Source organism: Rhodococcus olei (genome assembly GCF_039540555.1).
GTDB classification, from domain to species: Bacteria; Actinomycetota; Actinomycetes; order Mycobacteriales; family Mycobacteriaceae; genus Rhodococcus_G; species Rhodococcus_G olei.
The window spans coordinates 37,134-60,853 of the sequence record NZ_BAABFB010000036.1 but is presented as its reverse complement, the minus strand read 5'-3'; the positions used below and the strand labels follow the sequence as shown (position 1 = coordinate 60,853).

The window sequence follows — 23,720 nt, the reverse complement described above, 5'->3', positions numbered from 1 at the left end:
GGTGACCGGTCTGGCCGTCGAGCCGGGTGCCGCGATCACGCAGGGCACCGTCCTCGCCGAACTCAAGTAACACCCGCACCACCTGCGAGTGCCCCCGACCCGGACCCGGGTCGGGGGCACTCGCCGTTTCCGGCCGCGCCGGGGGTGGTGTGGGGATCCGCCGACCGTTCAGGGACTGCCGACCGCACCTGCGAAGCGCGTCGCCCAGTCGCTCAGCACCGCGACGAACTCGGGCGGGCCCTCGACGCGGAACTCCGCGCCGAGCGTGCCGAGCGCGAACGCGGCCCAGTCGAACGACTCCGCCTCGATTCGCACCCGGCACTGCTGTTCGCCGTCGTCGACGGCCGCCCACTGCCCGATCCTCGCGCGCACCTGATCGGAGGGCGCCTGCACCCACGCGGTGACCACGTGTTCGCGGCCCAGCGCCCCGATCCGGGAGCGGACGAACTCGGCCGCGTCGGCGTCGGGCAGACGCCGGGGAGCGAACCGCGCGCCGGTCGGGCGCGGGGCGGTCAGCCGGTCCAGACGGAAGGTGCGCCAGTCGGTGCGGTCGAGGTCGTAGGCGACCAGGTACCAGCGTCGGTCCAGCGAGACCAGGCGCAGCGGCTCGACCCGCCGATGCAGGGCGGTGCCGTCCGCCGCGGTGTAGTCGAACTCCAGTCGCTCGCCGTCCCGGCAGGTCAGTGCGATCGTCGTCAGCGCGGCCGGGTCGACGACCGGCCCGGGACCACCCCAGGTGCCTGCGTCGGTCGTCGCCCGCAGCGCCTCGACCCGCCGGCGCAGGCGCTTCGGCATGACCGCAACGACCTTCGCGAGCGCCCGCACCGACGACTCCGCGGTGCCCGCGATCGGATTCTGTGCGGCGGTGAGCAACCCGGCCGCCAGCGCGACCGCCTCCTCGTCGTCGAGCACCAGCGGCGGCAGCGCGGCACCCGGCGCGAGCTGGTATCCGCCGTCCACTCCGGGCTGCGCCCGCACCGGGTAGCCGAGCTCACGCAGCCGGTCGACGTCGCGGCGCAGCGTGCGCACCGACACCTCGAGCCGTTCCGCCAGTTCGCCACCGGGCCAGAAGCGGTGGCTCTGCAGCAGGGACAGCAGCCGCAGGGTGCGGGAGCTCGTGTTCGCCATGATTCCGAGTGTGCCGCACATTGCGGTCAGAAACTGACACCATTGGTTCGTAACGTGGTCGGTGACAGCGATTACCGACTCCGGAAGGACACGCCATGACCGTCACCCTGATCGACGAGCGCACCGACCTCGCGAGCACCCTCGCCACGCATCGCGGGTTCCTGCGACACACCGCGCAGGGGCTGACCGACGAGCAGGCGACCACGCGCTCGACGGTCAGCGAGCTGACCATCGCGGGCCTCGTCAAGCACCTGATCCACGGCGAGCGGAACTGGACGCGGTTCATCGTGGAGGGGACCTCGGCGATGCGGTTCGACGAGGAGGCGATCGCGCAGCATCTCGAGCACTTCCGGATGCGCGAGGGCGAGACCCTCGACGGGCTGCTGGCCGAGTACGAGACGGTCGCGAACGAGACGGACGAACTGCTGCGCTCGCTGCCGAGTCTGGACGTGGCGCACCCGCTGCCGGAAGCGCCCTGGTTCGAGGGGAGCGTCAGCTGGTCGGCGCGGCGCGTGTTCCTGCACCTGATCGCCGAGACCGCCCAGCACGCCGGACACGCCGACATCATCCGTGAGGCACTCGACGGTCAGAAGACAATGGGGTAGTGGCTGTCCGGGTGCCCGACCGGCGTCGCCGGCGCGGCACGGTTCACCACGCGGCGGCGGCATCGGCGGCGTCGACCACGATCCGCGGCACTACCCTTGAGGCATGACCGACAATCCCGACCTCCGCATCGGGACGGTGGAACGCGAGCAGGCGGTCGAGCTGCTGACCCGGCACCTCGGCGACGGGCGGCTGACGGTCGCCGAGTTCGACGACCGGTGTGCGCTGGTCGCGCGCGCCCGCACCAGCCGAGACCTCGCCGCGCTGTTCGCGGACCTGCCGTCGGCGACGGCGCCGCGTCGGCGTCGCGGGCTCCTGGCCTGGTCCCTGGTGCCGGCGTCGGCGCTCGTGGTCGGGCTGTGGTTCGTGTTCGACGCGGTCGGTCTCGGGATGTGGTACGTCCCGATCGCCCTGGTCGTCGCCGTCGGCGCCGGCCTGGTGTACGTGGCGCGCCGGGGTCGTGCCCGTGTCGTGGTCCCGGCGTTCCTGAGTGTCGCCGGGCCCGGCCCGCAACCCGCCTCGGCCCGCTCGGGTCCGAACCCGACCCTCGTCCCGTTCGCGCTTGCGGTGCTGGCGCCGGCGCTGGTGATCCGGCAGCCGGTCCTCCTGCTCGCCGCCGTCGGGTTCGTCGTGTACTCCGTCGTCATGGCGATCGACAACCGTGGATCGCGGTGACCGCCGCCGGGTAGGTGTCGGCCGGTGTGCTCGACTTCCGGACCGCGGCACCAGCTTTCGCGAACCAGCCGACGACGGGCGGGGTCGCCGGCCGCGGTCCCGCAGTCCGCGCCGTCACGCCCGCCACGCCGGACGCGGCGCCGCTTCCCGCCGAGTCGTCGTGGCTGACCGATGATTCTGGGACCGCGCGATGGTCTACATCGGCGTTCGGATCGAAAACGGGAAGAGGAGTCGACGTGCGTATCGTGATCACCGAGTTCATCAGCCTCGACGGTGTCGTGCAGGCCCCCGGCGGGCCGGACGAGGACCGGGAGGGCGGCTTCGCCCACGGCGGGTGGTCGCACCCGTACTTCGACCCGGAGGTCGTCGGCGGCGCGTTCGACGACGCACTCGGCAAGGCCGAGGCGCTGCTGTTCGGGCGCCGGACCTGGCAGACGATGGCCGCGGCGTGGCCGGAGCGGGCGGGGGACCCGTTCGCGGACCGGATGAACGCGATCCCGAAGTACGTCGTGTCCGGGACTCTCGGCGACGCGGACCTGACCTGGAACAACACCACGCGGATCCCGGTCGGCGAGATGGTCGACCGGATCGGGCAGCTGCGCGCGGCGGACGGCGGCGACGTCGTGGTGATGGGCAGCCCGACGCTGGTCCGCGCCCTGCTGAGCGCGGGACTGGTAGACGAGCTGCGGCTGATGGTCGAGCCGGTGATCCTCGGCGGCGGCAAGTCGATCTTCCCCGCCGACGGTGGGCTGCACCCGCTCGAGTTGGTGTCGACCGCGGTCAGCCCGGCGGGCGTGCACGTCTGCACGTACCGGCCGGCGGCGCGGGGCTGAGCACCGCCGTCACCGCATCCGGTCGCGGCGGGCGATGGTGCTGCCCAGGCCCGCCGCGGCCGCCCGCACCGCGGTGACCTGGGTTTCCGGCCGGAACCGACTGGTGGGGCCGGTGACGCTGATCGCCGCGACCGGCTCCCGGTCGAGCCCGAAGACCGGGGCGGCGACACAGGTGATGCCGAGCGCGGACTCCTCGCGCTCGAACGCGACCCCGGTCTCGACCGCCTTGGTCAGCTGTGCGCGCAGGATCCCGGGCGCGACCACGGTGTGCGGGGTGCGCCGGACCAGCGGCGCCGCGAGCACCTCCCGCTGCAGGTCGGGGTCGGCGTTCGCGAGCAGCGCCTTGCCGATTGCGGAGCAGTGCAACGGGATCCGGCCCCCGGTCCGGGACGGGCTCGCGGCCTGCCGGTGGCCGCCGATCTTCGCGACGTACACGACGTCGTGACCGTCGCGGACACCGAGGTGCACGGTCTCGTGGGTGCGCTCGTAGAGGTCCTGCAGGAACGGCATCGCCATCTCGAGCAGGCTGCGCTCGAGCGAGGCGAGCATGCCGAGCTCGAACAGACCCCCGCTGAGCCGGTACCCCCCGTCGACGCGGTCGAGCAGCCGGTTCGCGACCAGCTCGCCGGCGAGGCGGTGCACCGTCGCCTTGTGCAGGCCGGTCCGGCGAACGAGTTCGGCGAGCGACAGGACGAGGTCGTCCGGGCGGAACGCGCGCAGGATCGTCACCGCCTTGCCGAGGACGGTGTCGAGGTCCGCAGTGGCCGCCATCGGCCCATCGTATCGCTGAGTGAGACAACTCCCTGGCCCCGGCGGGTGCGGCCCGGGACAGTGGGCACCATGAGTCAGCACTCCAACTACGTGGCGCCGAGCGATGCCGACATCGCCGCCGCCGCCGACCGCCTCGCGACGGCGGCCGAGACGGCCACCCCCTGTGCACCGATCCGGGAACTGATCGGCGCTGACGACCTGGTCGCCGCGTACGCCGTCCAGCAGAGCTTCAACGATCGGCGCATCCAGGCCGGCGCCCGTGTCGTCGGCCGCAAGATCGGCCTGACCTCCAAGGCGGTCCAGGAGCAGCTCGGGGTCGGGCAGCCCGACCTCGGCGTGCTGTTCGACGACATGGAGTTCGCCGCCGGCGAGGACATCCCGATGTCCCGTCTGATCCAGCCGAAGATCGAGGGCGAGGTCGGGTTCGTGCTCGGCGCCGACCTGGTCGACGGCCCGCTGGACGCTGCCCAGGTCCGCGGTGCGATCGAGTACGCGGTCGCCGCGCTGGAGATCTGCGACAGCCGGATCCAGAACTGGGACATCCGTTTCGGCGACACCGTCGCCGACAACGCGTCGTCCGGCGTGTACGTCCTCGGCACCGAGCGTCGCACCCTCGACGAGGTCGAGCCGGTCGACGTCACGATGTCGATGACCGTCAACGGCAAGGAGGTCTCCTCCGGCAACGGGGCCGCCTGCCTGGGCGACCCGATCGAGGCCGTCGTGTGGCTGGCACAGACCGCCCGCGAACTCGGCCAGCCGCTGCGGGCCGGTCAGGTCATCCTGTCCGGTGCCCTCGGCCCGATGGCGCCGGTCTCGGCCGGCGACACCGTCACCGTCACAGTGTCCGGACTCGGTGCCGTGACCACCCGTTTCACGGAAGGAGAGAACGCATGAGCAAGGTCAAGGTCGCGATCATCGGATCCGGCAACATCGGCACCGATCTGATGATCAAGGTGCTGAACCACTCGGAGCACCTGGAGATGGGTGCCATGGTCGGCATTGATCCCGCCTCCGACGGACTGGCTCGGGCCGCCGCGCTGGGCGTGCCGATCACCGCCGAGGGCGTCGAGGGTCTGGTGAAGCTGCCGAACTTCGACGAGATCGAGATCGTCTTCGACGCGACGTCGGCGAAGGCGCACGTCGCGAACAACGCGCGTCTCGCGCCGCTCGGCAAGCGCATGATCGACCTCACCCCGGCCGCCATCGGTCCGTTCGTGATCCCCGCGGTCAACGGCGACGACCACCTCGACGCCCCGAACGTGAACATGGTGACGTGCGGTGGCCAGGCCACCATCCCGATGGTCGCGGCCGTCTCCCGGGTCGTCCCGGTGGCGTACGCCGAGATCGTCGCGTCGATCGCGTCGAAGTCCGCAGGCCCCGGCACCCGTGCCAACATCGACGAGTTCACCGAGACCACCTCCGGTGCGATCGTGTCGGTCGGCGGCGCCAAGCGCGGCAAGGCGATCATCATCCTCAACCCCGCCGAGCCGCCGCTGATCATGCGCGACACGGTCTTCTGCCTCGTCGACGCGCCGGACCCGGCCACCCACGACGAGATCCGCCAGTCGGTCGAGAAGATGGTCGGCGACGTCGCCGCCTACGTGCCCGGCTACCGCCTCAAGCAGCAGGTCCAGATCACCGAGATCCCGGCCGACCAGCCGGTCGAGACCCTGGTCGTCGAGGGCAACCGCCCGACCCACCAGGTGTCGATCTTCCTCGAGGTCGAGGGCGCGGGACACTACCTGCCCGCCTACGCCGGCAACCTCGACATCATGACCTCCGCCGGACAGCAGATCGCGGAGCGGATCGCCCAGAAGAAGGAAGCCAACCGATGAGCGCCAACCCCACCATCTTCGTCCAGGACGTCACCCTCCGGGACGGCATGCACGCGGTGCGTCACCGGATCTCGCCGGAGGACGTCAAGCGGATCGTCAAGGCCCTCGACGAGGCCGGCGTCGACGCGATCGAGGTCGCGCACGGTGACGGTCTCGCCGGCGGGTCCGTGAACTACGGCCCCGGCTCGAACACCGACTGGGAGTGGATCGAGGCTGCCGCCGACGTGCTCGAGCGGGCCCGGCTGACCACCCTGCTGCTGCCGGGCGTGGGCACCATCGAGGAGCTCAAGCACGCCTACAAGCTGGGCGTGCGGTCGGTGCGCATCGCGACGCACTGCACCGAGGCCGACGTCTCCGCGCAGCACATCGAGACCGCCCGCGAGATCGGCATGGACGTCTCCGGCTTCCTGATGATGAGCCACATGGCGCCGGCCGAGGAGCTGGCCAAGCAGGCCAAGCTCATGGAGTCGTACGGCGCGCACTGCGTCTACGTCACCGACTCCGGCGGACGCCTGACGATGAACGGGGTCCGCGACCGGGTCCGCGCCTACAAGGAGGTCCTCAACGAGGGCACCGAGATCGGCATCCACGCGCACGAGAACCTCTCCCTGTCGGTGGCGAACAGTGTCGTCGCCGTCGAGGAGGGCGTCTACCGCGTCGACGCGTCGCTCGCCGGACACGGCGCCGGCGCAGGCAACTGCCCGATCGAGCCGTTCATCGCGGTGGCCGACCTGTACGAGTGGAAGCACGGCTGCGACGTCTTCAAGCTGCAGGACGCCGCCGACGACATCGTCCGTCCGCTGCAGGACCGTCCGGTCCGCGTCGACCGGGAGACCCTGACCCTCGGCTACGCCGGCGTGTACTCGAGCTTCCTGCGGCACGCGGAGACCGCGTCGGAGCGCTACGGCATCGACGTGCGCACGCTGCTGCTCGAGGCGGGCAAGCGCAAGCTGGTCGGCGGCCAGGAGGACATGATCGTCGACATCGCGCTGAACCTCGTCGCGGAGCGCGAGCGCGAAGGCGCGTAATCCCCGGACGTACTGCTCGGGCGCTGTGACCACACGGTCACAGCGCCCGAGCTGCGTTCGCGGTCGGTACGCGGGTGTCCGGGTGTGCCTCGGCTCGGGTGCGGGACGGTGTGGGCCACAATGACGAACCGTGACGACAGTGGAGGAAGTGGCGCCCGAGGTGTTCCGCGCGACCGGGACCGACGTGAACGTGGTGATCCTGCGGGACGGTGACGCCCTGACGCTGATCGACGGCGGGTATCCCCGAGACGTCGGGGCGGTCGAGGACGCGATCCGGTTGCTCGGTCGTCGACCCGAGGACGTGGAGGGAATGCTGCTCACCCACGCGCACATCGACCACATGGGCGCCATCGTCGCCTTCCACGAACGGTACGGGACTCCCGTCTTCACCGACCCGACGGAGATCGCCCACCTGCGACGGGACCACCTCGAACAGGCGACGGGCAAGGACTTCATCCCGATGCTGCACAAGCACGGTGTGCTGCCGTGGCTGGTGCGCATCGCCCGGGCCGGCGCGACCAAGAAGCTCGCCCTCGACGGTGCGCTCGTCTTCCCGTCGGACGGGCCCCTCGACCTCCCGGGCGCTCCGGCACCCGTGGCGACCCACGGTCACACCTCTGGGCACACGGCCTACCACCTGCCCCGGTCCGGCGTGATCGTCACCGGTGATGCGCTGGTCACCGCGCACCCGTTGTCGAAAATCGCGGGACCCCAACTGCTTCCGGCGGTCTTCGACCACGGCGGACCGGACACCCTCGCGGCACTCGACCGTCTCGCGGAACTCGACGCGGACATCCTGGTGCCGGGACACGGCCCCGCGGTGTCCATGCCGATCGCCGAGGCGGTCGAGCTGGCGCGGGGGCGTGCCCGCGCCTGATCGCGGTCCGGCGTCGGCGAGGCACCGACACCCCGCGCCTCCGCCTATCCGCCGGCGAACTTCTCCGACGTGCCGAGGTCGACGGGCAGGGCGATCCCGGTGATGCCGCGGCCGGTGTCGCCGACCAGGAACAGGACGGCGTCGGCGATCGCCTCGGCCTCGACCCACGGTTCGGGCAACAGGTTCAGTTTCTGCATGATCTCGGCGGTGTCGTCCAGGACCGGGTTCTCCAGGTCCGGACGGAACCCGCGCACCATCGCCTCGTTGTCGATCATCGCGGTGCGGACGTTGCCGGGGTGCACCGAGTTCACCCGAATGTTCGCCCACGCCAGTTCGTTTGCCAGGGACTTCGCCATGCCCCGCACGGCGTGCTTGGCGGTGGAGTAGTGCACGATTCCGGGTACCCCGCGTAGGCCGGCCATCGAGCTGATCAGCACGACGGAGCCGCCGCGGTTGCCCGCCAGCAGGTGCGGGATCGCGACCTTGGTGGTCTGCCACACACCGGTGACGTTGATGTCCACCATTTCCCGGAACTCGTCGGCCGAAAGGTTCCAGGACAGGTTCGGTGACGCTGCGATGCCGGCGTTCGCGACGACGATGTCCAGGCGGCCGAAGCGTTCGACGCCGGAGTCGACGGCCTTCTGCAGTGCATCGAGGTCCCGGGTGTCGGCCACCGACGCGGCAATGCTGCGGCCCTGGGCCTGCACCAGCGCCACCGTCTCGGCGAGGTCGGCCTCGGTGGCCATCTCGTATCCGGCGGTCGTCACGGGTGCGCAGCGGTCGACCGCAATGATGTCGGCCCCCTCCGACGCCATCTTCACGGCATGCGCGCGTCCCTGGCCGCGCGCCGCGCCGGTGATGAACGCGACCTGGCCGTCGAGTGTGCCCATGTTCGTCTCCCACTGATCGGAAAGTGGGAAACGTTAGCCGACCGACCGGTCCCGGACACGGGTTTCACGGTCCTGCGGTGTGAGTGCTCGTGTTCGAGTCTCGCTGGCGGCGGGTAAAAATCGGATATTCATAAATATGCTCATATTTGCTACAGTTCACATCACTCGCCCGATGTGGCCCAGCCCACAGCTCTCCGGCTGTCCGGCAGCGGAGGCGAGACCGGTCGGTCGGTGCATGGGGACGTGCACCGCGCTCACTTCAGCCAGGTGGTGCAATGGGTATCGAAACTGTTCTGGACATGGCGTCGTCGGTTCACCCCGACCGAATCGTCGTCGGACGCCGCGACGCGGGCCTTACCTGCAGGCAACTCGGCGACCTGGCGGCTCGTGGCGCCGCGGTGCTTCGCGATCGAGGTGCCCGGCACGCCGTGTTCGTCGGCGTGAACGGCCCCGCCCTGCCGGTTCTGACCTTCGCGGCCGCGCGTGCGGGAATCCCGATCGCGCCACTGAACTATCGCCTGTCCGAGGGCCAGCTCGGCGCCCTCGTCGCGCAGCTGGATCGCGCGATCGTGGTCGCGGACGAGGCGTACGCCGCGAAACTGACGGGCGCCGCCGACACCGTGCTCACGACCGACGAATTCCTCCGTCTCGCACGGGAAACGGATCCCGCCGAGTCCGTGCCGGTATCCGACGACGCGACCGCGATCGTCCTGTTCACGTCGGGGACGACGTCGGCGCCGAAAGGTGTTCTGCTACGCCACCGGAACCTCTTGTCCTACCTGTTCAACACCGTCGAGTTCGCGTCGGCGAGTGGGAATCAGGCCGCGCTCGTGAGCACCCCGCCGTACCACATCGCCGGCATGGGGGCCGTCCTCAGCAACCTCTACTCCGGACGGCGGATGGTGTATCTGCCGGACTTCTCGCCTCACGGGTGGCTCGAACTCGTCCGGGAGGAGGGTGTCACCAGCGCGATGGTCGTGCCGACCATGCTCGCCCGGGTCGTCGAACACCTCGACGGCGCCCCCGCGCGGACTCCGACGCTCGCGTCGCTTGCCTATGGCGGTGCCCGCATGCCCCAGCCGGTGCTCGAACGCGCCCTGGCCGCCTTCCCGACGACCGGATTCGTCAACGCCTACGGACTCACCGAAACCAGTTCCACCATCGCGGTTCTCGGACCGGACGACCACCGCGAGGCACTGGCCGATCCGGCCCTGCGGGGGCGGCTGTCCTCGGTCGGCCGGATCGTGCCCGGCATGGAGACCCAGATCCGCGCCGACGACGACACCACCGTCCTGTCCGACGGGGTGACCGGCATGCTCTGGGTGCGGGGCCCCCAGGTCAGCGGCGAGTACATGGGCAAGGGGACCGTGCTGGACGGTGGCGGCTGGTTCCCCACCCGCGACCGTGCGCGCATCGAGGACGGTTACCTGTACATCGGCGGACGAGCGGACGACACCATCATCCGCGGCGGCGAGAACATCGCCCCGGCCGAGATCGAGGACGTCCTGGTGCACCACGACGGAATCCGCGAGGTGGCGGTGATCGGACTGCCCGACGACGAATGGGGCGAGCGGATCTGCGCGGTCGTCGTCCCCGAACCGTCGGAACAGCCGGAACCCGAACAGATTCGCGCCTGGTGTCGGGCACGGCTGCGCGGGTCCCGCACCCCCGACGACGTCATCTTCGTCGACGATCTGCCCCGGACCCCGACCGGCAAGCTCGTCCGGCGCGACCTCGTGTCGCAGGTCGAAGCCGTTCAGCCCGCCTGAAGAGCGCCGGTCCACTGCCGAGCGACACCCTCCGGAGGAACAATGCTTCCAGTTGCCAGCCGCGAGTGGCGGCTTCGATCCCGCCCGAAGGGGCGCCCCCTCGACTCCGACGTCGAGCTCGTCGAGACCGCGGTGCTGCCGCCCCACCCGGGTGCCGTCCGGGTCGCCAACCAGGTCATGTCCGTCGAGCCGTACATGCGCGGACGGATGGGCGGGGAGGCCGATTACGCCGAGCCGTACCCACTCGACGAACCGATGTCGGCGCCGACCGTGGGCCGTGTCACCGAGTCCGCCGATCCCGGAGTTCCGGTGGGAACGCTCGTCCTGCACGACCTCGGCTGGCGTGAGCATTCCGTGGTTCCCGCCGCCGACTGCCGGATTCTCGAGAACGACGATCTCGCTCCCGCAACTCATCTCGGCCTGCTCGGCATACCCGGGATGACGGCGTGGGTGGGGCTGACCCGGATCGCGCGGCTCGAGGCCGGCGACGTGGTCTTCGTGTCGTCCGCGGCGGGCGCGGTCGGCTCGACCGTGGTCCAGATCGCCAAACGGATGGGTGCGACGGTGATCGGCAGCGCGGGATCCGCGGAGAAGGTCGCCCTGGTCGAGGGGCTGGGTGCCGACGCCGCGTTCGACCACCACGACGGACCGGTGAAGGACTCGCTCCGGCAGGCTCTTTCCGACGTCGGCGCGAGCGGCGTGGACGTGTACTTCGACAACGTCGGCGGCGAACACCTCGAGTCCGCGATTCGGGTCGTCCGCGATCACGCCCGCATCGTGCTGTGCGGGATGAGCAGCATCTACAACTCGTCGACCCCTCAGCCCGGCCCGGCGAACCTGCTCAAACTCATCTGGCGCCGCGCCCGCATGGAGGGGTTCCTGCTGGGCGATCACATGGACGCCCGCGCCGAGTTCGTGGATCGCATGGCGGACTGGATACGTGACGACGCGATCCGCCCGGTTCACACCGAGTTTCCCGGCGGCATCGCCGGCGCGTGGTCGGCGTTCAACGGCATGCTCGACGGGACGTCCGTCGGCAAGGCCGTCGTACCGCTGAGCGGAACCCTCTCCGCCGGTACCGGCTCCTGACCTCACCCGATCAATTCCACCGACGAACCGGAACCGCCGTGCGGTTCCGCACATCCGAGAGGAACTCTCGTGAACGGATTCACCCGTGTCCTCGTCAGGTTCGGCGCGAACGCCGCACGTGGCGGGCGACGGCGCCACGCCGGCGCGGCGATCGGCCTCGTCGCCGCGACGCTGCTGCTGGCGGCCTGCGGCGGTGCCGACGCCGGCCAACGGATCGCCAGTGACGCGATCGGGTCCACCGGCCCCACCGGCGACGCGGCCTGGCAGCGGGTGGTCGAGGACGCCAAGGCCGAAGGACAGGTCACCATCTACTCCTCGAACACGAACGAGCAGCTCGCCGAGCTCGCGTCCCGCTTCCAGTCCGAGTACGGAATCCGGGTCGACGTGGTCCGGGACGTCGACACCAACCTCCACCAGAAGATCGGTGCCGAACAGACCACCGGCCGAGCCGTCGCCGACGTCGTGACCCAGGCGACCTCGGTGTGGGCGCAGCAGCAGGGCGCGGCCGGTGCATTCGCCGCGCCTCGTGGTCCCGCGATCACCGCGTCCGGCTACGACGCCGCCACGCTGCTGCGCCCTTCGCTCGACTTCGTGACGAGCGCGTCGGTGGGCACGTTCGGATGGAACACCGACCGTCTCCCGAAGGGGCTGACCGGGTACGCGGACCTGCTCGATCCCGCACTGGGAGAAGGGAAGGTCGGCATCGTGCTGCCCACCTCGACGGCGCACGTCGATCTCTACGAGCACTACCTGAACCGGGTCGGCGGCGAGGGGTTCCTCGACAGACTGGCCGCACAGAAGCCGCGCATCTACCCGGGTGCACTCCCGCTGGCGCAGGCCCTCGCCTCGGGTGAGATCGCCGCCGCCGCCTTCGTGCAGGACCAGACGAAGGACGCGGAAGCGGGGGCACCCGTGGCCTCCGGATTCGACGAACTGGTCTGGGGCGCACCGATGTACACGGCAGTGCTCACCAAGGCTCCCCACCCCAACGCGGCTCAGCTGCTCGCCAACTACCTGGTCACACCCGCGGGACAGGAGGCGATCTCCTTCCGAGCGGCCTCGGTCCTGCCCGGAGTCGCCAGTGCCGTTACGACGATCGACAAGGTCGCGCCGCAGGACACGGAGGCGATGACCGCCGACGCGCTCGAGGCGCTGAAGGTCCGCTTCAACCAGCTGTTCAACTGACGTACCGAAAGGACACAACTCATGGGACGGGTATCCGGAAAGGTCGCACTGATCACCGGCGCCGCACGCGGGCAGGGTCGTTCGCACGCCGTGCGCCTGGCCGAGGAGGGCGCCGACGTCTTCCTCGTCGACGCGTGCGCGGACATCGAGTCGGTGCGGTATCCACTCCCGACGGAGGCCGACCTGAAGGAGACCGCCGAGCTCGTCGCCGCCACGGGGCGACGCGCCGTCTCCCGAGTCGCGGACGTGCGCAGCCAGGAACAGATGAACTCCGCGGTCGCCGAGGCCGTGGCCGAGTTCGGCCACGTCGACATCGTCTGTGCCAACGCGGGCATCGTCGGGTTCGCACCCACGTGGGAGATCGCCGAGGACGAGTGGCAGGACGTGATCGACGTCAACCTGACCGGGGTGTTCCACACGGTCAAGGCCGTCGCTCCCGCGATGATCGAGGCGGGGCGCGGTGGCTCGATCGTCATCACGAGCTCGATCCAGGCCTTTCGTGGCTCCGCGAACATCGCCCACTACAACGCGTCCAAGGCGGGTGTGATGGGTCTGATGCGAACGCTGGCAGGTGAACTGGGACGAGCCGGGATCCGGGTCAACACGGTCAATCCGAGCGCGGTGGCGACGCCGATGCTCCTCAACGAGGCCACCTTCGGCGTCTTCGGGCCGGATCTCGAGAACCCGGGACCGGATGACCTGTGGGAGCGATCGAAAGCGCGGAACGTGATGGACGTCGGATGGGTGGAGCCGATCGACATGAGCAACGCGGTTCTGTTCCTCGCCTCCGACGAGTCCCGGTACATCACCGGTGCCTCGCTCCCCGTCGACGCCGGCCTCCTCCTGCAGTGACGAAAGGAATCGACATGACAGCACGTCTCGCAGGTCGTCGGGTTTTCGTGACGGGCGGCGGCAGCGGCATCGGTGCCGCCGTCGCGCACCGGGTTGCGGCCGAGGGAGCCGCGGTCGCGGTGACCGACGCCCGCAAGGAGGCAGCCGAATCCGTCGCCGAATCCGTTCGCGCGGAAGGTGGTACGGCCGTCGCCCTCCACTGCGACGTCGCGGACGAGCAGTCGGTGGCATCCGCCGTCGAGGCCGCCGCGCTGCAGCTGTCGGGACTCGACGGCATCGTCACCTGTGCCGGCATCACCCGCGCGGGCCTGGCCCACGAACTGACCCTCGACGACTGGGACATCGCGATCCGAGTGAACCTGACCGGCACGTTCCTGCCGCTGCGGGCCACGATCCCGCACCTGCTCCAGGCCGACGGAGGCTCGATCGTGACGGTCGGATCCGTCGCGTCGCTGGTCGCACCGAACTTCAACACCCCGGCCTACGAGGCGTCCAAGGGCGGTGTACTCCAGCTGACGCGGTCGATCGCACTCGGCTACGCCGAACTGGGCATCCGGGCCAACTGCCTGTGCCCCGGGGTGGTGAGCACCGGCCTCGCGGCCAACACCGCCACCCTCCACGGAACGATCCGGGTTCCGACCCGCAGCGACGCGATCGAGGCGACCCCGATGGGACGCAAGGCCGCTCCCGGCGAGATGGCAACGGTCGTCGCGTTCCTGCTCTCCGACGAGGCCTCGTTCATGACCGGTGCGGCGGTCGCCGCCGACGGCGGCCTGACCGCGCACTGACAGCACACCGAGTGGCCCCGGAAACAGCCCACGGCCACTCGACCACACGAAAGGGACCCTCCATTGCCCTCGAACACAGCCACCTGGCGCCGGGATGCGTGCGCCATCGCGGGGACAGGCACGACCGCCTTCTCCAAGGACTCCGGCGTGTCGGTGACCGCGCTCGCCGTCGAGGCGGCGGCCAACGCCCTCGCCGACGCCGGTCTGACTCCGGCCGACGTCGACGGAATCGTCCGCAACGACATGGACCTCGTCTCGTGCGCCGCGCTCGCGGACGGGCTCGGTGTCCCCAATCTCACCTACTGGGGTGAGGCCGGGCCCGGCGGCTCCGGTCCCTGCGCGATGGTCGCCCAGGCGGTCGCCGCCGTCGTGAGCGGGCAGGCCACCACCGTGGTGGTGTTCCGTTCGCTGAACGGCCGGTCCGGCAGGCGCTTCGGCCTGTCCCCGGTCACCACGCCCGAGGTCGGCGGACAGGAGACGTTCGAGGAGTTCTTCGGCCCGTACGGGTTGTTGTCCTCGGGACAGTACTTCGCGCTGATGGCACAGCGGTACATGACCGAGACCGGCCTGAGGTCCGAGCAACTCGCGCAGATCGCCCTCGTCGCGCGCCGACGGGCGAACGCGAACCCGGCCGCCCAGATGCACGACCGGACGATGACCCTCGACGACTATCTCGGTTCGCGGATGCTGTCGTCACCGTTGCGACTGTTCGACTACTGCCTCGAAACCGACGGTGCCGCAGCAGTTGTCGTCACCACGACGGAGCGCGCGCGTGATCTGGCGCAGCCCCCGGCGGTGATCCGTTCGGCAGCGATGTCGACGTGCCCACGACCGCAGCCCGGCCTGATGTACCCCACCCTGATGCGGGAGGACGTCACGGTGCTGCCGTCGCGGGTCTGCCAGGACACCCTGTACTCCCGCGCGGGTCTGGGACCGGCCGACGTCGACGTCGCGCAGATCTACGACTGCTACTCCATCACTGCCCTCGTCCAGCTCGAGGACTACGGGTTCTGCAAGCGCGGCGACACCGGTGACTTCCTCGCCGACGGCCAGATCGATCTCGGAGGATCGATTCCGATCAACACCAGTGGAGGACACATGTCCGAGGGGTACATCCACGGGATGAACCACGTCGTGGAGGGTGTGCGGCAGATCCGCGGCACCTCCACCAGCCAGGTGCCGGGCGCCGAGGTGTCCCTCGTGACGTCGGCACCCCCACCGGCGGCGAGCGCGCTGATCCTGGTGGCGGCGTGAGCGCCCGGAGCGCAGCCGAGAGGTTGCTCCCGACGGTCGTCGACCGGGCCAGCCGCGGATTCTTCGACGAGGCAGCGCAGGGTCGGCTCTCGCTGCTGACGTGCACCTCGTGTGGGAAGCGGATCCACCTGCCGCGCCCGCGCTGCGTGTACTGCGGTGCCGCCGACCCGGTCTGGAAGCCCGTCGCCCGCACGGGAACGATCTACGCCCACACGGTCGTCGAGCACCAGGTGCATCCCAACTTTCCCGTTCCGTACACCGTCGTCGTCGTCGATGTCGACGGCGAGGAGGCCGGCGTCCGTCTGATCGGGAACCTGCCCGGGCGAGCGGAGGTGTCCGCGGGAACGCCCGTGGTGTGCGCATTCGAGGATCTCGGTCAGGACGCGCAGGGGAACCCGGTCGTTCTACCCGTGTGGCGGGTCGCCCCGCAACGCGCGGGCACCGCCGCCCTGGACGGAGGTGCCGCCGCATGACCTCCACGGCCACGGGGTGGCGGTACGTCGACGACACCCTCTTCGCCACCGGCGACGACGGCGCGCCGTTGCGGGGCACCACGTGCCCCGCCTGCGGGACCGTTACCTTCCCGGTCCAGGGCACCTGCCCCCGCTGCGGCGGCTCCGCGATGGTGGCGACGGTCCTTCCGCGGGAGGGCACGCTGTGGTCCTACACGGTGCAGTCCTTCGCACCGAAGACACCTTTCCGGACGGTCGAACCGTTCGTCCCGTTCGGTGTCGGCTACGTCGACCTCGGCGAGGTGATCGTGGAGGCACGGCTGACGGTGTCCGACGCGGACGCGCTGACGATCGGCATGCCCGTGCGGCTGACCTCGATCGTCAACCATCTCGACGAGGACGGCACCGAGGTGCGCACCTTCGCATTCCAGCCGACCGGAAAGGAAGCGTCATGAAGGTCGCGATCGTCGGAGTCGGAATCCACCGATTCGGCCGCACCGAAGGGGTCAGCGGACGCGACCAGGGGGCGTATGCGGCCCGGCAGGCTCTCGCCGACGCCGGAGTGGAGTTCAAGGATGTCCAGTTCGCCTACGGTGGAAGTGATTCCGCGGGCAACGCGGACACCCTCGTCTCGGACCTCGGCCTCACCGGACTGCCGTTCGTCAACGTCGCCAACGGCTGTGCCACCGGTGGCAGCGCCCTCACCTCGGCCCTGAGTCGAATTCGTTCGGGAGAGAGCGATCTCGGTCTGGTCGTCGGGTTCGACAAACATCCGCGGGGCGCCTTCAACGCCCGCCCCGAGGACAACGGGCTCGGTCGGTGGTACGGCGAGACCGGGATGATGGTCACCACCCAGTTCTTCGCGATGAAGATCCAGCGGTACCTCGTCCAGCACGGACTGTCGAAGAGCCTGCTGGCCACCGTGGCGGCGAAGGCGTTCCGCAACGGTGCACTGGCACCGCACGCCTGGCGGCGGACGCCGCTCAGCGAGGACGAGATTGCCGGCGCCACCATGGTCAGCGACCCGCTCACCCGGTACATGTTCTGCTCGCCCGCCGAAGGCGGTGTCGCCCTGGTGCTGGCGCGGGCCGATCGAGCACACCGGTACACCGACACACCGGTGTACGTCGAGGCCGCCGAACTGCGCTCCCGCCAGTTCGGTTCGTTCGAGGTGTTCAGCCCTTGGCTGTCGCCGCACCGCGCGGACGGACCGACGGTCACGGCGTCGCGGGCCGCTTTCGAGACCGCCGGGATCGCCCCGTCCGACGTCGACGTGGCTCAGATCCAGGACACCGAGGCCGGTGCCGAGATCATGCACCTGGCCGAGACCGGGTTGTGCAAACACGGAGAGCAGGAGTCGCTCATCAGGTCGGGTGCAACCGAGATCGGTGGCTCGATCCCGGTGAACACCGACGGTGGCTGCATCGCCAACGGTGAGCCGATCGGCGCCACCGGACTGCGACAGGTGTACGAGAGCGTCGTGCAGCTGCGCGGTGCCGCGGGCGACCGCCAGGTTCCCGGCAACCCGCGGGTGGGATTCACGCACGTCTACGGTGCGCCGGGAATCAGCGCCTGCACCGTCCTGACCCGCTGACCCCGCGGCATCTCCCCCGAAGACCCGAACCCCCGAGCAGGAGAAGACCAATGGCATGGGATTTCGAGACCGATCCGCAGTTCCAGGACAGGCTGGACTGGGTGGACCGGTTCGTCACCGAAGAGGTCGCACCCGTCGACCGTGTCGTCGAGCATGCGTGGGACGTGTCCGACCCCACGCGCAACAAGCTGATCAAACCACTGCAGGAGAAGGTGCGCGAACAGGAACTGTGGGCATGCCACCTCGGCCCGAACCTCGGCGGACCGGGCTACGGGCAGCTCAAGCTCGCCCTGCTCAACGAGATCCTCGGACGCACGCACAGCGGGCCTGTCGTCTTCGGTTGCCAGGCACCGGATTCCGGTAACGCCGAGATCCTCGCCCACTACGGGAGCCCGGAACTCAAGGCGCGCTACCTCGGCCCGCTCATCGACGGCGACATCATGTCCTGCTACTCGATGACCGAACCGCAGGGCGGCTCGGACCCGACGAGCTTCGTCACCCGGGCGGTCCGCGACGGCGATCACTACGTCATCAACGGCGAGAAGTGGTTCTCGTCGCACGCGCGGTTCTCGTCGTTCCTGATCGTGATGGCGGTGACCGATCCCGACGCGCCACGCACCCGACGGGCGTCGATGTTCGTCGTCCCGATGGACACTCCGGGTATCGAGATCGTCCGGAACGTCGGTGTGTGGGGGCATTCGGAGTCCGAGGGCACGCACGCGTACATCCGCTACACCGACGTCCGGGTTCCCGCCGACCATCTTCTCGGCGAGGAGGGCAACGGCTTCGAGGTCGCGCAGACCCGGCTCGGGGGCGGCCGGATCCACCATGCGATGCGGACGGTCGGGCTCGTCCGAGCGTCCCTGGACATGATGCTCGAGCGCGCCGTGTCGCGACACACCCGGGGCAGGCGCCTCGCCGACATGCAGCTCGTGCAGGAGATGATCGCCGAGTCGTGGGTGGAACTCGAACAGTTCCGTCTGCTCGTCCTGCGAACCGCCTGGAAGATCGACCGGCTGCAGGACTACAAGAAGGTGATCGCCGACATCTCCGCCGTCAAGACGGTGATGCCGAAGGTCCTCAACAACGTTGTGTCCCGGGCGATCCAGCTGCACGGGTCGCTGGGCATCTCCACCGAGATGCCGTTCGGCAAGTGGCTGCTGGAGAGCTACCACATGGGCCTCGCGGACGGCGCGACGGAACTGCACAAGCAGCAGATCGCGAAGCAGCTGCTCGCGACGGCCGCGCCCGCACCGGGTCTGTTCCCGACCGTCCACCTGCCCGAGCTCGACGAGCACGCGGAACGCAAGTTCGGCCTGCCCACGAAGGGGGCGTGGTGACGCCGGCCGCGACCTCCGCCGGTGGCGCGGAGCCGCGGGAGGATATCGCCCCGGTCCGGGCCGGGGAGGAACTCGACTGGTCCGCGCTCGAGGCGCACCTTCGGGCCGGTGTGGAGGGTTTGAGCGGTGAGTTCTCCGTTCTCCAGTTCCCTCGCGGATCGGCCAATCTCACGTACTGCGTGAGCTTCGGTGATCGCAGGCTCGTGGTGCGTCGTCCCCCGTTCGGGAAGATCGCGCCGGGTGCCCACGACATGGGCCGTGAGTACCGGGTGCTCGCCCGCCTGCACGAGCGCTACGACCGGGCGCCTCGGGCCCTGTTGTACTGCGCCGACGAGTCGGTGATCGGGGCGCCGTTCCTGGTGTCCGAGTACCGGGACGGCGTCGTCGTGTGGGATTCGGTTCCCGCATCGATGGCGCATCTGAATGCCGCCGGGTTCCGGATCGGTCTCGCGGTGATCGACGGTCTGGCCGACCTGCACGCGGTCGATCCCGAGTCGTGCGGGCTCGCCGATCTGGGTCGGCCGGACGGCTATCTCGGTCGCCAGGTCCACGGATGGTCCTCGCGCTGGGACGCCGTCGCGGCACACGCTCCGTCGAGGGAGACCGCCCGGATCGTCGAGGAGGTGGGCCGGAGAATCCGTGCCGAGATCCCGCGATCCCAGCGAGCCGGCATCGTCCACAACGATTACAAGGTCGACAACTGTCAGTTCGCACCCGGGGACCCCGACCGGGTGAAGTCGGTGTTCGACTGGGACATGGCCACCACCGGCGACGTGCTCGTGGACCTGGGGACCCTGCTGAACTACTGGCCCGATCGGACGGTCGAGCCCGACTCGGACGCCGCGTTCATCGCGGTCCCCGGCATGCACGGCCTCGACCTGCCCTCACGGGCGGAGGTCGTCGAGCGGTACGCGGCGAACAGCGACCTGGATCTGACGCGCATCTCCTGGTACGAGGCGTTCGGCTGCTGGAAGACGGTCGTGATCCTGCAGCAGCTCTACGCGCGGTTCGTCCGCGGGGAGACCACCGACCCCCGCATGGGGATGCGCGGAGCCCTCGTCGAGCCACTGGCCCGCCGGGCACTCGGACTGCTCGCAGGCTGAGACGGGAACGGGGTGTGTCGCGGGCCGGACCCGCCACACACCCCGTTTCCGGGCCGCGGCCCGGTACACCCGCGCTGCGCGATGTCAGCGCGCTCCGGCGGTGTTGGCCAACGGAATCGACGCACCTGTCACCGCACGGGACGCATCGGAGAGCAGGAATGCGATCACCTCGGCGATGTCCGACGGCCGGGCCCAGCTCGTGCGGTCCGCCTCCGGCATCGCCTCCCGGTTCGCCGGGGTGTCGATCATGGTGGGCAGCAGACCGTTGACGCGAATGTTGTCGCCGGAGTACTCGACGGCGAGAGCTTCGACGAGTGCGGCGACCGCCGCCTTCGACGCGATGTAGGTCGCGGCACCCGGGAAGGGCCGGACCGCCGCCGCCGACCCGATGCACACGACGGATCCGCCGCCCCGCCGGATCAGGTGGGGGAGACCGGCCTGGATGACGCGGTAGGCGACGCGGAGGTTGATCGACAACTGTGCGTCGAGCACCTCGATCGGGGTCTCGTGGACGCGATGACCGGACGCGAATCCGCCGACCAGGTTGACGATTCCGTGGAGCGGTCGGTCCTCGTCCTTCGCCGCGAGCTCCACGACGGCCTCGACGTCCGACTCGACCGACAGGTCGGCGCGGATCAACTCGAGGTCGGGGTGTGGTGGCACCCGGTCGAGTTCGGCCTCCACGCACCAGGGAACGACGAGCCGCCAGCCGCGCGAGAGCAGGTGCTCGGTCACGGCGGCGCCGAGTCCACCGGTTCCCCCGGTCACGATGGCGGTGCAGGGCAGCGAGGTGGTCATCAGGCTCCTTCCGGAACGCCGCCGAATCGGCGGCGAGAAAATATTGCAATATTTCGTGTAGTTGGTAGGTTCTACGGTACAGGCCGATGTGGCGCATGTCACCGCCGATGCGAATGCGGTCCGACGTCACAGCCGGACCCGGTTCACGGCCGAACGAGACACGCGAGGTACCGCCCGGTCCGGGTCGGTGCCGCGGAGAGAAGTGGAGAAAAGATGTCGGAGCACACCCTCGACTCGACACCCCTCGCCGGGAAGGTCGCGCTGGTCACCGGCGGGAGCAGGGGGCTCGGCCGTCAGATGGTCCGGGCGTTCGCTCGCGCCGGCGCCGACGTGGCGATCGTCAGTCGCAAGCTCGACGCCTGCGAAGCCCTCGCCAAGGAGATCGAAGCCGACACGGGCCGTAGGGCAGTCGGGTTCTCGTGCCACATGGGGGAGTGGGACGCACAGGAGCGGCTGGCCGACCTGGTCCAGGCGGAGTTCGGCCGGATCGACATCCTCGTCAACAACGCAGGCATCGCGCCCGTGTACCCGAGCCTTTCCGAGGTGAGCGAGGCGCTGTACGACAAGGTCTTCGACGTGAACACCAAGGGCGCATTCCGGCTGATGGCCGTGATCGCTCCCCGGATGGCGGCGGCGGGTGGTGGCTCGATCGTCAACATCAGCTCCATCGCCACCAAGCGCCCCATGCCGAGCGAACTGCCCTACGCCGCCGCCAAGTCGGCCCTCGAGATCATGACGATGGGCTTCGCGCAGGAGTACGGGCCGTCCGTGCGCGTCAACGCGATCCTGCCCGGGGCCTTCGACACCGACATCGCTGCCGGCTGGGATCCGGACGTCGTCGCGAAGGAGATGTCCCACCTGCCTGCGGGGCGGATCGGCCGACCCGACGAGATCGTCGGAGCCGTCCTCTACCTCGCCGGACCGTCCGCGAACTACACGACCGGCGTGCTCCTGCCGGTGGACGGGGGGCGTACCGCCATGGGCCGCTGAGCGACGACACCGACCTGACCCGGCGAGCGTTTCAGGTGCTCTCTGACTCGCCCGCTAAGCTTGGGGATTCGCATGACGTGTCCCCGGATCCGGATGCGTGGTGAACTGTGCAACGAGTGAGAACGAGGGACGAGATGGCGAAGCCGGGGGGCGACCCGATCAGGAACCTTGCGGTTCGGCGGGCCATCGCGGCTACGCGAGGGGAGAAGGTGTCCCGCACGGTCGCGCGACTCGTGGCGAAGACCATCGCCGACGACCGGCTCGAACCCGGTGCCGCGCTGCCGTCCGAACAGGAGATGGCCAAGAACTTCGGGGTTGGCCGCGCCTCGGTTCGTGAAGGCCTTCGGCTCCTCGAGGCGCAGGGCCTGGTCACGGTCCGTCAGGGACTCGGTGGCGGACCCAGCGTGGCCGAACCCACCGGTGAAGCGTTCGGCGACACGATGTCGATGTACCTCCAGGTCAACGACATCCGTCTCGAGGAGGTCGTCGAGGCGGTCATTCAGATGGAAGGACTCACCGCGGCCCTCGCGGCCGAGCGGGTCGCCAGTGGCGAGATCACCGATCCGGAAGTGCTCGCGCCCCTCGACGCCCACGACCATGAGGTCGAATCGCACCGCGAGTTCATCGAGACGACCGTCGGATTCCACGACCACCTGCGACAGATGGCCGGCAACTACATTCTCGCGTTGGTCGGCTCCGCGCTGGCGCACCTGTTCTCCGATCGCGCGATCGGCGCTCATCCCAGCGCCTGGAGCGACCAGGAGCGGACCGTCTTCGCGGACGCACACGCCGAGATCGGGCGCGCGATCCGCGCCGGCGACGCCGCGAAGGCGAGGGAGCTGGCGACGGTGCACATGCGCGAATCCGTCGCGATGACCCTCGGGGAGCACCCGGCGATCCTCAAGGACCGCGTCGACTGGAAGTGACGTCGGACCGCTCCCGCGCCAGACCGAGCGCGGGGTAGCGCACGAAAGTCACGGGCGAGATCCTCGCCGATTCATGTCCTCATAAACATGCGAATATTAATATCCTTTGGATGCCACCATGACAACGATCTCCACCGCCCAGCCCCTACTGGGGCAGAACATCCTCGTCACCGGCGCCAGCGAGGGAATCGGATTCGGCATCGCCGAACGATTCGTCGAAGCCGGCGCCGACGTCGCCCTCGCCGCACGCCGACCGGCCGTTTTGTCCGACGCCGTCGCCGCCCTGCGGGCGAAAGCCACTGCAGAGCAACGTATCCTGGCCATCGAGGCGGACATCTGCGACACGGGGTCCGTCGCCGCCATGTTCAGCCGGGTTGCCGACGAGTTCCCCGTCCTCAACGGCCTGGTGGCCAACGCGGGCAGCGGTGCCGTGACCCCGTTCCTCGACCTGACCGTCGACGAATGGCAGCACACCATCGACCTCAACCTCACGGGTTCCTTCCTGTGCGTCCAGGCCGCGGCCAGGGCGATGGTGAGCACCCCGGGCGTCAACCGCTCGATCGTCGTGACCTCCTCGATCCGCGCCCTCGGTGCCCGCGCCGGCGTCGCACCGTACGCGGCGTCCAAGGCGGGTCTGAACCAACTTGTCCGAGTGGCGGCGTACGAACTGGCCCCGTCCGGCGTACGCGTGAATGCACTGTCACCGGGAATCACCGCCACTCCGCTGTCCCAGGAACGCAACTCGCTGTTCGACGAACGTTCGGCCACCGTCCCGATGGGCCGCGCGGGTACGCCCGCGGACATGGCCGAGGCCGCGCTGTTCCTGTGCGCCCCGGGTTCCGAATTCGTCACCGGAACCAACATGGTCGTCGACGGCGGCGAATCGCTCTACTGAGCTCCCCAGCCGCACGGCTCCCGAACCACACGCTCACTCATACGG

Annotated in this window: 25 protein-coding genes; 21 read left to right on the top strand and 4 right to left on the bottom strand. The window is 69.7% G+C overall.

Annotated elements, in window-relative coordinates:
• Positions 1 to 168: 168 nt before the first annotated feature.
• Positions 169 to 1,128: a helix-turn-helix transcriptional regulator gene (locus ABD951_RS11755; protein WP_345344914.1), complete on the bottom strand. Its 960-nt coding sequence runs from the start codon at positions 1,126 to 1,128 to the stop codon at positions 169 to 171.
• A 95-nt stretch (positions 1,129 to 1,223) separates the two neighbouring features.
• Between ABD951_RS11755 and ABD951_RS11750 the strand changes: the two genes are divergently transcribed.
• The 3 genes from ABD951_RS11750 to ABD951_RS11740 all read left to right on the top strand — a co-directional run bounded on the left by ABD951_RS11750 (position 1,224) and on the right by ABD951_RS11740 (position 3,239).
• Positions 1,224 to 1,733: a DinB family protein gene (locus ABD951_RS11750; protein ID WP_345344912.1), complete on the top strand. Its 510-nt coding sequence runs from the start codon at positions 1,224 to 1,226 to the stop codon at positions 1,731 to 1,733.
• A gap of 103 nt (positions 1,734 to 1,836) precedes the next feature.
• A complete protein-coding gene (locus ABD951_RS11745) occupies positions 1,837 to 2,406 on the top strand; it encodes a DUF1707 SHOCT-like domain-containing protein (protein WP_345344910.1) in 570 nt (189 codons plus the stop codon).
• Between the two features lie 236 nt (positions 2,407 to 2,642).
• On the top strand, positions 2,643 to 3,239 hold the full coding sequence (locus tag ABD951_RS11740) for a dihydrofolate reductase family protein (protein WP_345344908.1): 597 nt from the start codon (positions 2,643 to 2,645) through the stop codon (positions 3,237 to 3,239).
• A 9-nt stretch (positions 3,240 to 3,248) separates the two neighbouring features.
• On the opposite strand, the gene ABD951_RS11735 is transcribed toward ABD951_RS11740, so the two are convergent.
• Complete coding sequence (locus ABD951_RS11735) at positions 3,249 to 4,010, bottom strand: IclR family transcriptional regulator (protein ID WP_345344906.1); 762 nt, start codon at positions 4,008 to 4,010, stop codon at positions 3,249 to 3,251.
• Positions 4,011 to 4,079: 69 nt separating this feature from the next.
• On the opposite strand from ABD951_RS11735, the gene ABD951_RS11730 reads away from it, so the two are divergent.
• The 4 genes from ABD951_RS11730 (at position 4,080) to ABD951_RS11715 (ending at position 7,750) form a co-directional block, all read left to right on the top strand.
• The gene (locus ABD951_RS11730; RefSeq protein ID WP_345344904.1) at positions 4,080 to 4,904 is read left to right on the top strand and encodes a 2-keto-4-pentenoate hydratase; all 825 of its coding nucleotides are present in this window, start codon (positions 4,080 to 4,082) and stop codon (positions 4,902 to 4,904) included.
• The gene (locus tag ABD951_RS11725; RefSeq protein WP_345344902.1) at positions 4,901 to 5,845 is read left to right on the top strand and encodes an acetaldehyde dehydrogenase (acetylating); all 945 of its coding nucleotides are present in this window, start codon (positions 4,901 to 4,903) and stop codon (positions 5,843 to 5,845) included. Before ABD951_RS11730 ends, ABD951_RS11725 begins: the two co-directional genes overlap by 4 nt.
• Positions 5,842 to 6,873 (top strand): 4-hydroxy-2-oxovalerate aldolase, encoded by a 1,032-nt coding sequence (gene dmpG, locus ABD951_RS11720; RefSeq protein WP_345344900.1) that lies wholly within the window; start codon positions 5,842 to 5,844, stop codon positions 6,871 to 6,873. Before ABD951_RS11725 ends, dmpG begins: the two co-directional genes overlap by 4 nt.
• Before the next feature lie 130 nt (positions 6,874 to 7,003).
• Positions 7,004 to 7,750, top strand: a complete 747-nt coding sequence (locus ABD951_RS11715) for an MBL fold metallo-hydrolase (protein ID WP_345344898.1) — start codon at positions 7,004 to 7,006, stop codon at positions 7,748 to 7,750.
• Positions 7,751 to 7,794: 44 nt separating this feature from the next.
• Here ABD951_RS11715 and ABD951_RS11710 read toward each other — a convergent pair whose 3' ends face one another.
• Complete coding sequence (locus tag ABD951_RS11710; RefSeq protein WP_345344896.1) at positions 7,795 to 8,640, bottom strand: mycofactocin-coupled SDR family oxidoreductase; 846 nt, start codon at positions 8,638 to 8,640, stop codon at positions 7,795 to 7,797.
• A 275-nt stretch (positions 8,641 to 8,915) separates the two neighbouring features.
• Between ABD951_RS11710 and ABD951_RS11705 the strand changes: the two genes are divergently transcribed.
• The 11 genes from ABD951_RS11705 to ABD951_RS11655 all read left to right on the top strand — a co-directional run bounded on the left by ABD951_RS11705 (position 8,916) and on the right by ABD951_RS11655 (position 20,066).
• The gene (locus tag ABD951_RS11705; protein ID WP_345344894.1) at positions 8,916 to 10,409 is read left to right on the top strand and encodes a class I adenylate-forming enzyme family protein; all 1,494 of its coding nucleotides are present in this window, start codon (positions 8,916 to 8,918) and stop codon (positions 10,407 to 10,409) included.
• A gap of 42 nt (positions 10,410 to 10,451) precedes the next feature.
• Positions 10,452 to 11,498: an NADP-dependent oxidoreductase gene (locus ABD951_RS11700; RefSeq protein WP_345344892.1), complete on the top strand. Its 1,047-nt coding sequence runs from the start codon at positions 10,452 to 10,454 to the stop codon at positions 11,496 to 11,498.
• A 69-nt stretch (positions 11,499 to 11,567) separates the two neighbouring features.
• Entirely contained in the window at positions 11,568 to 12,683 is a 1,116-nt protein-coding gene (locus ABD951_RS11695; protein ID WP_345344890.1) for an ABC transporter substrate-binding protein, read from the top strand.
• Positions 12,684 to 12,704: 21 nt separating this feature from the next.
• Complete coding sequence (locus ABD951_RS11690) at positions 12,705 to 13,535, top strand: mycofactocin-coupled SDR family oxidoreductase (RefSeq protein ID WP_345344888.1); 831 nt, start codon at positions 12,705 to 12,707, stop codon at positions 13,533 to 13,535.
• A 14-nt stretch (positions 13,536 to 13,549) separates the two neighbouring features.
• Positions 13,550 to 14,323 carry an SDR family NAD(P)-dependent oxidoreductase gene (locus ABD951_RS11685; protein ID WP_345344887.1) on the top strand — a complete coding sequence of 258 codons (774 nt, stop codon included), beginning with the start codon at positions 13,550 to 13,552 and terminating at the stop codon, positions 14,321 to 14,323.
• A 63-nt stretch (positions 14,324 to 14,386) separates the two neighbouring features.
• The gene (locus ABD951_RS11680; RefSeq protein ID WP_345344885.1) at positions 14,387 to 15,577 is read left to right on the top strand and encodes a thiolase C-terminal domain-containing protein; all 1,191 of its coding nucleotides are present in this window, start codon (positions 14,387 to 14,389) and stop codon (positions 15,575 to 15,577) included.
• Positions 15,574 to 16,050: a Zn-ribbon domain-containing OB-fold protein gene (locus ABD951_RS11675; protein WP_345344882.1), complete on the top strand. Its 477-nt coding sequence runs from the start codon at positions 15,574 to 15,576 to the stop codon at positions 16,048 to 16,050. Before ABD951_RS11680 ends, ABD951_RS11675 begins: the two co-directional genes overlap by 4 nt.
• Positions 16,047 to 16,484 (top strand): Zn-ribbon domain-containing OB-fold protein, encoded by a 438-nt coding sequence (locus ABD951_RS11670; protein ID WP_345344880.1) that lies wholly within the window; start codon positions 16,047 to 16,049, stop codon positions 16,482 to 16,484. The genes ABD951_RS11675 and ABD951_RS11670 overlap by 4 nt, the downstream gene beginning before the upstream one ends.
• Entirely contained in the window at positions 16,481 to 17,623 is a 1,143-nt protein-coding gene (locus ABD951_RS11665) for a thiolase family protein (protein WP_345344878.1), read from the top strand. The genes ABD951_RS11670 and ABD951_RS11665 overlap by 4 nt, the downstream gene beginning before the upstream one ends.
• A 50-nt stretch (positions 17,624 to 17,673) precedes the next feature.
• Positions 17,674 to 18,963 (top strand): acyl-CoA dehydrogenase family protein, encoded by a 1,290-nt coding sequence (locus ABD951_RS11660; RefSeq protein ID WP_345344876.1) that lies wholly within the window; start codon positions 17,674 to 17,676, stop codon positions 18,961 to 18,963.
• Complete coding sequence (locus ABD951_RS11655) at positions 18,960 to 20,066, top strand: phosphotransferase family protein (RefSeq protein WP_345344874.1); 1,107 nt, start codon at positions 18,960 to 18,962, stop codon at positions 20,064 to 20,066. The genes ABD951_RS11660 and ABD951_RS11655 overlap by 4 nt, the downstream gene beginning before the upstream one ends.
• An 84-nt stretch (positions 20,067 to 20,150) precedes the next feature.
• Here ABD951_RS11655 and ABD951_RS11650 read toward each other — a convergent pair whose 3' ends face one another.
• Entirely contained in the window at positions 20,151 to 20,864 is a 714-nt protein-coding gene (locus tag ABD951_RS11650) for an SDR family oxidoreductase (RefSeq protein ID WP_345344872.1), read from the bottom strand.
• Positions 20,865 to 21,077: 213 nt separating this feature from the next.
• Between ABD951_RS11650 and ABD951_RS11645 the strand changes: the two genes are divergently transcribed.
• The 3 genes from ABD951_RS11645 to ABD951_RS11635 all read left to right on the top strand — a co-directional run bounded on the left by ABD951_RS11645 (position 21,078) and on the right by ABD951_RS11635 (position 23,675).
• Positions 21,078 to 21,854 (top strand): SDR family NAD(P)-dependent oxidoreductase, encoded by a 777-nt coding sequence (locus ABD951_RS11645; RefSeq protein WP_345344870.1) that lies wholly within the window; start codon positions 21,078 to 21,080, stop codon positions 21,852 to 21,854.
• A gap of 134 nt (positions 21,855 to 21,988) precedes the next feature.
• On the top strand, positions 21,989 to 22,780 hold the full coding sequence (locus ABD951_RS11640) for a FadR/GntR family transcriptional regulator (protein ID WP_345344868.1): 792 nt from the start codon (positions 21,989 to 21,991) through the stop codon (positions 22,778 to 22,780).
• Between the two features lie 118 nt (positions 22,781 to 22,898).
• Complete coding sequence (locus ABD951_RS11635) at positions 22,899 to 23,675, top strand: SDR family NAD(P)-dependent oxidoreductase (RefSeq protein ID WP_345344866.1); 777 nt, start codon at positions 22,899 to 22,901, stop codon at positions 23,673 to 23,675.
• Positions 23,676 to 23,720 lie beyond the last annotated feature (45 nt).

What these genes read in the sequence shown, in the direction of transcription:
- ABD951_RS11635 (WP_345344866.1), top strand. Translation starts at nt 22,899, where the DNA reads ATGACAACGATCTCCACCGCCCAGCCCCTACTGGGGCAGAACATCCTC.
- ABD951_RS11640 (WP_345344868.1), top strand. Translation starts at nt 21,989, where the DNA reads ATGGCGAAGCCGGGGGGCGACCCGATCAGGAACCTTGCGGTTCGGCGG.
- ABD951_RS11700 (WP_345344892.1), top strand. Translation starts at nt 10,452, where the DNA reads ATGCTTCCAGTTGCCAGCCGCGAGTGGCGGCTTCGATCCCGCCCGAAG.
- ABD951_RS11650 (WP_345344872.1), bottom strand. Translation starts at nt 20,864, where the DNA reads ATGACCACCTCGCTGCCCTGCACCGCCATCGTGACCGGGGGAACCGGT.
- ABD951_RS11670 (WP_345344880.1), top strand. Translation starts at nt 16,047, where the DNA reads ATGACCTCCACGGCCACGGGGTGGCGGTACGTCGACGACACCCTCTTC.
- ABD951_RS11750 (WP_345344912.1), top strand. Translation starts at nt 1,224, where the DNA reads ATGACCGTCACCCTGATCGACGAGCGCACCGACCTCGCGAGCACCCTC.
- ABD951_RS11725 (WP_345344902.1), top strand. Translation starts at nt 4,901, where the DNA reads ATGAGCAAGGTCAAGGTCGCGATCATCGGATCCGGCAACATCGGCACC.
- ABD951_RS11660 (WP_345344876.1), top strand. Translation starts at nt 17,674, where the DNA reads ATGGCATGGGATTTCGAGACCGATCCGCAGTTCCAGGACAGGCTGGAC.
- ABD951_RS11705 (WP_345344894.1), top strand. Translation starts at nt 8,916, where the DNA reads ATGGGTATCGAAACTGTTCTGGACATGGCGTCGTCGGTTCACCCCGAC.
- ABD951_RS11645 (WP_345344870.1), top strand. Translation starts at nt 21,078, where the DNA reads ATGTCGGAGCACACCCTCGACTCGACACCCCTCGCCGGGAAGGTCGCG.
- ABD951_RS11710 (WP_345344896.1), bottom strand. Translation starts at nt 8,640, where the DNA reads ATGGGCACACTCGACGGCCAGGTCGCGTTCATCACCGGCGCGGCGCGC.
- ABD951_RS11755 (WP_345344914.1), bottom strand. Translation starts at nt 1,128, where the DNA reads ATGGCGAACACGAGCTCCCGCACCCTGCGGCTGCTGTCCCTGCTGCAG.
- ABD951_RS11685 (WP_345344887.1), top strand. Translation starts at nt 13,550, where the DNA reads ATGACAGCACGTCTCGCAGGTCGTCGGGTTTTCGTGACGGGCGGCGGC.
- dmpG (WP_345344900.1), top strand. Translation starts at nt 5,842, where the DNA reads ATGAGCGCCAACCCCACCATCTTCGTCCAGGACGTCACCCTCCGGGAC.
- ABD951_RS11730 (WP_345344904.1), top strand. Translation starts at nt 4,080, where the DNA reads ATGAGTCAGCACTCCAACTACGTGGCGCCGAGCGATGCCGACATCGCC.
- ABD951_RS11745 (WP_345344910.1), top strand. Translation starts at nt 1,837, where the DNA reads ATGACCGACAATCCCGACCTCCGCATCGGGACGGTGGAACGCGAGCAG.
- ABD951_RS11690 (WP_345344888.1), top strand. Translation starts at nt 12,705, where the DNA reads ATGGGACGGGTATCCGGAAAGGTCGCACTGATCACCGGCGCCGCACGC.
- ABD951_RS11665 (WP_345344878.1), top strand. Translation starts at nt 16,481, where the DNA reads ATGAAGGTCGCGATCGTCGGAGTCGGAATCCACCGATTCGGCCGCACC.
- ABD951_RS11735 (WP_345344906.1), bottom strand. Translation starts at nt 4,010, where the DNA reads ATGGCGGCCACTGCGGACCTCGACACCGTCCTCGGCAAGGCGGTGACG.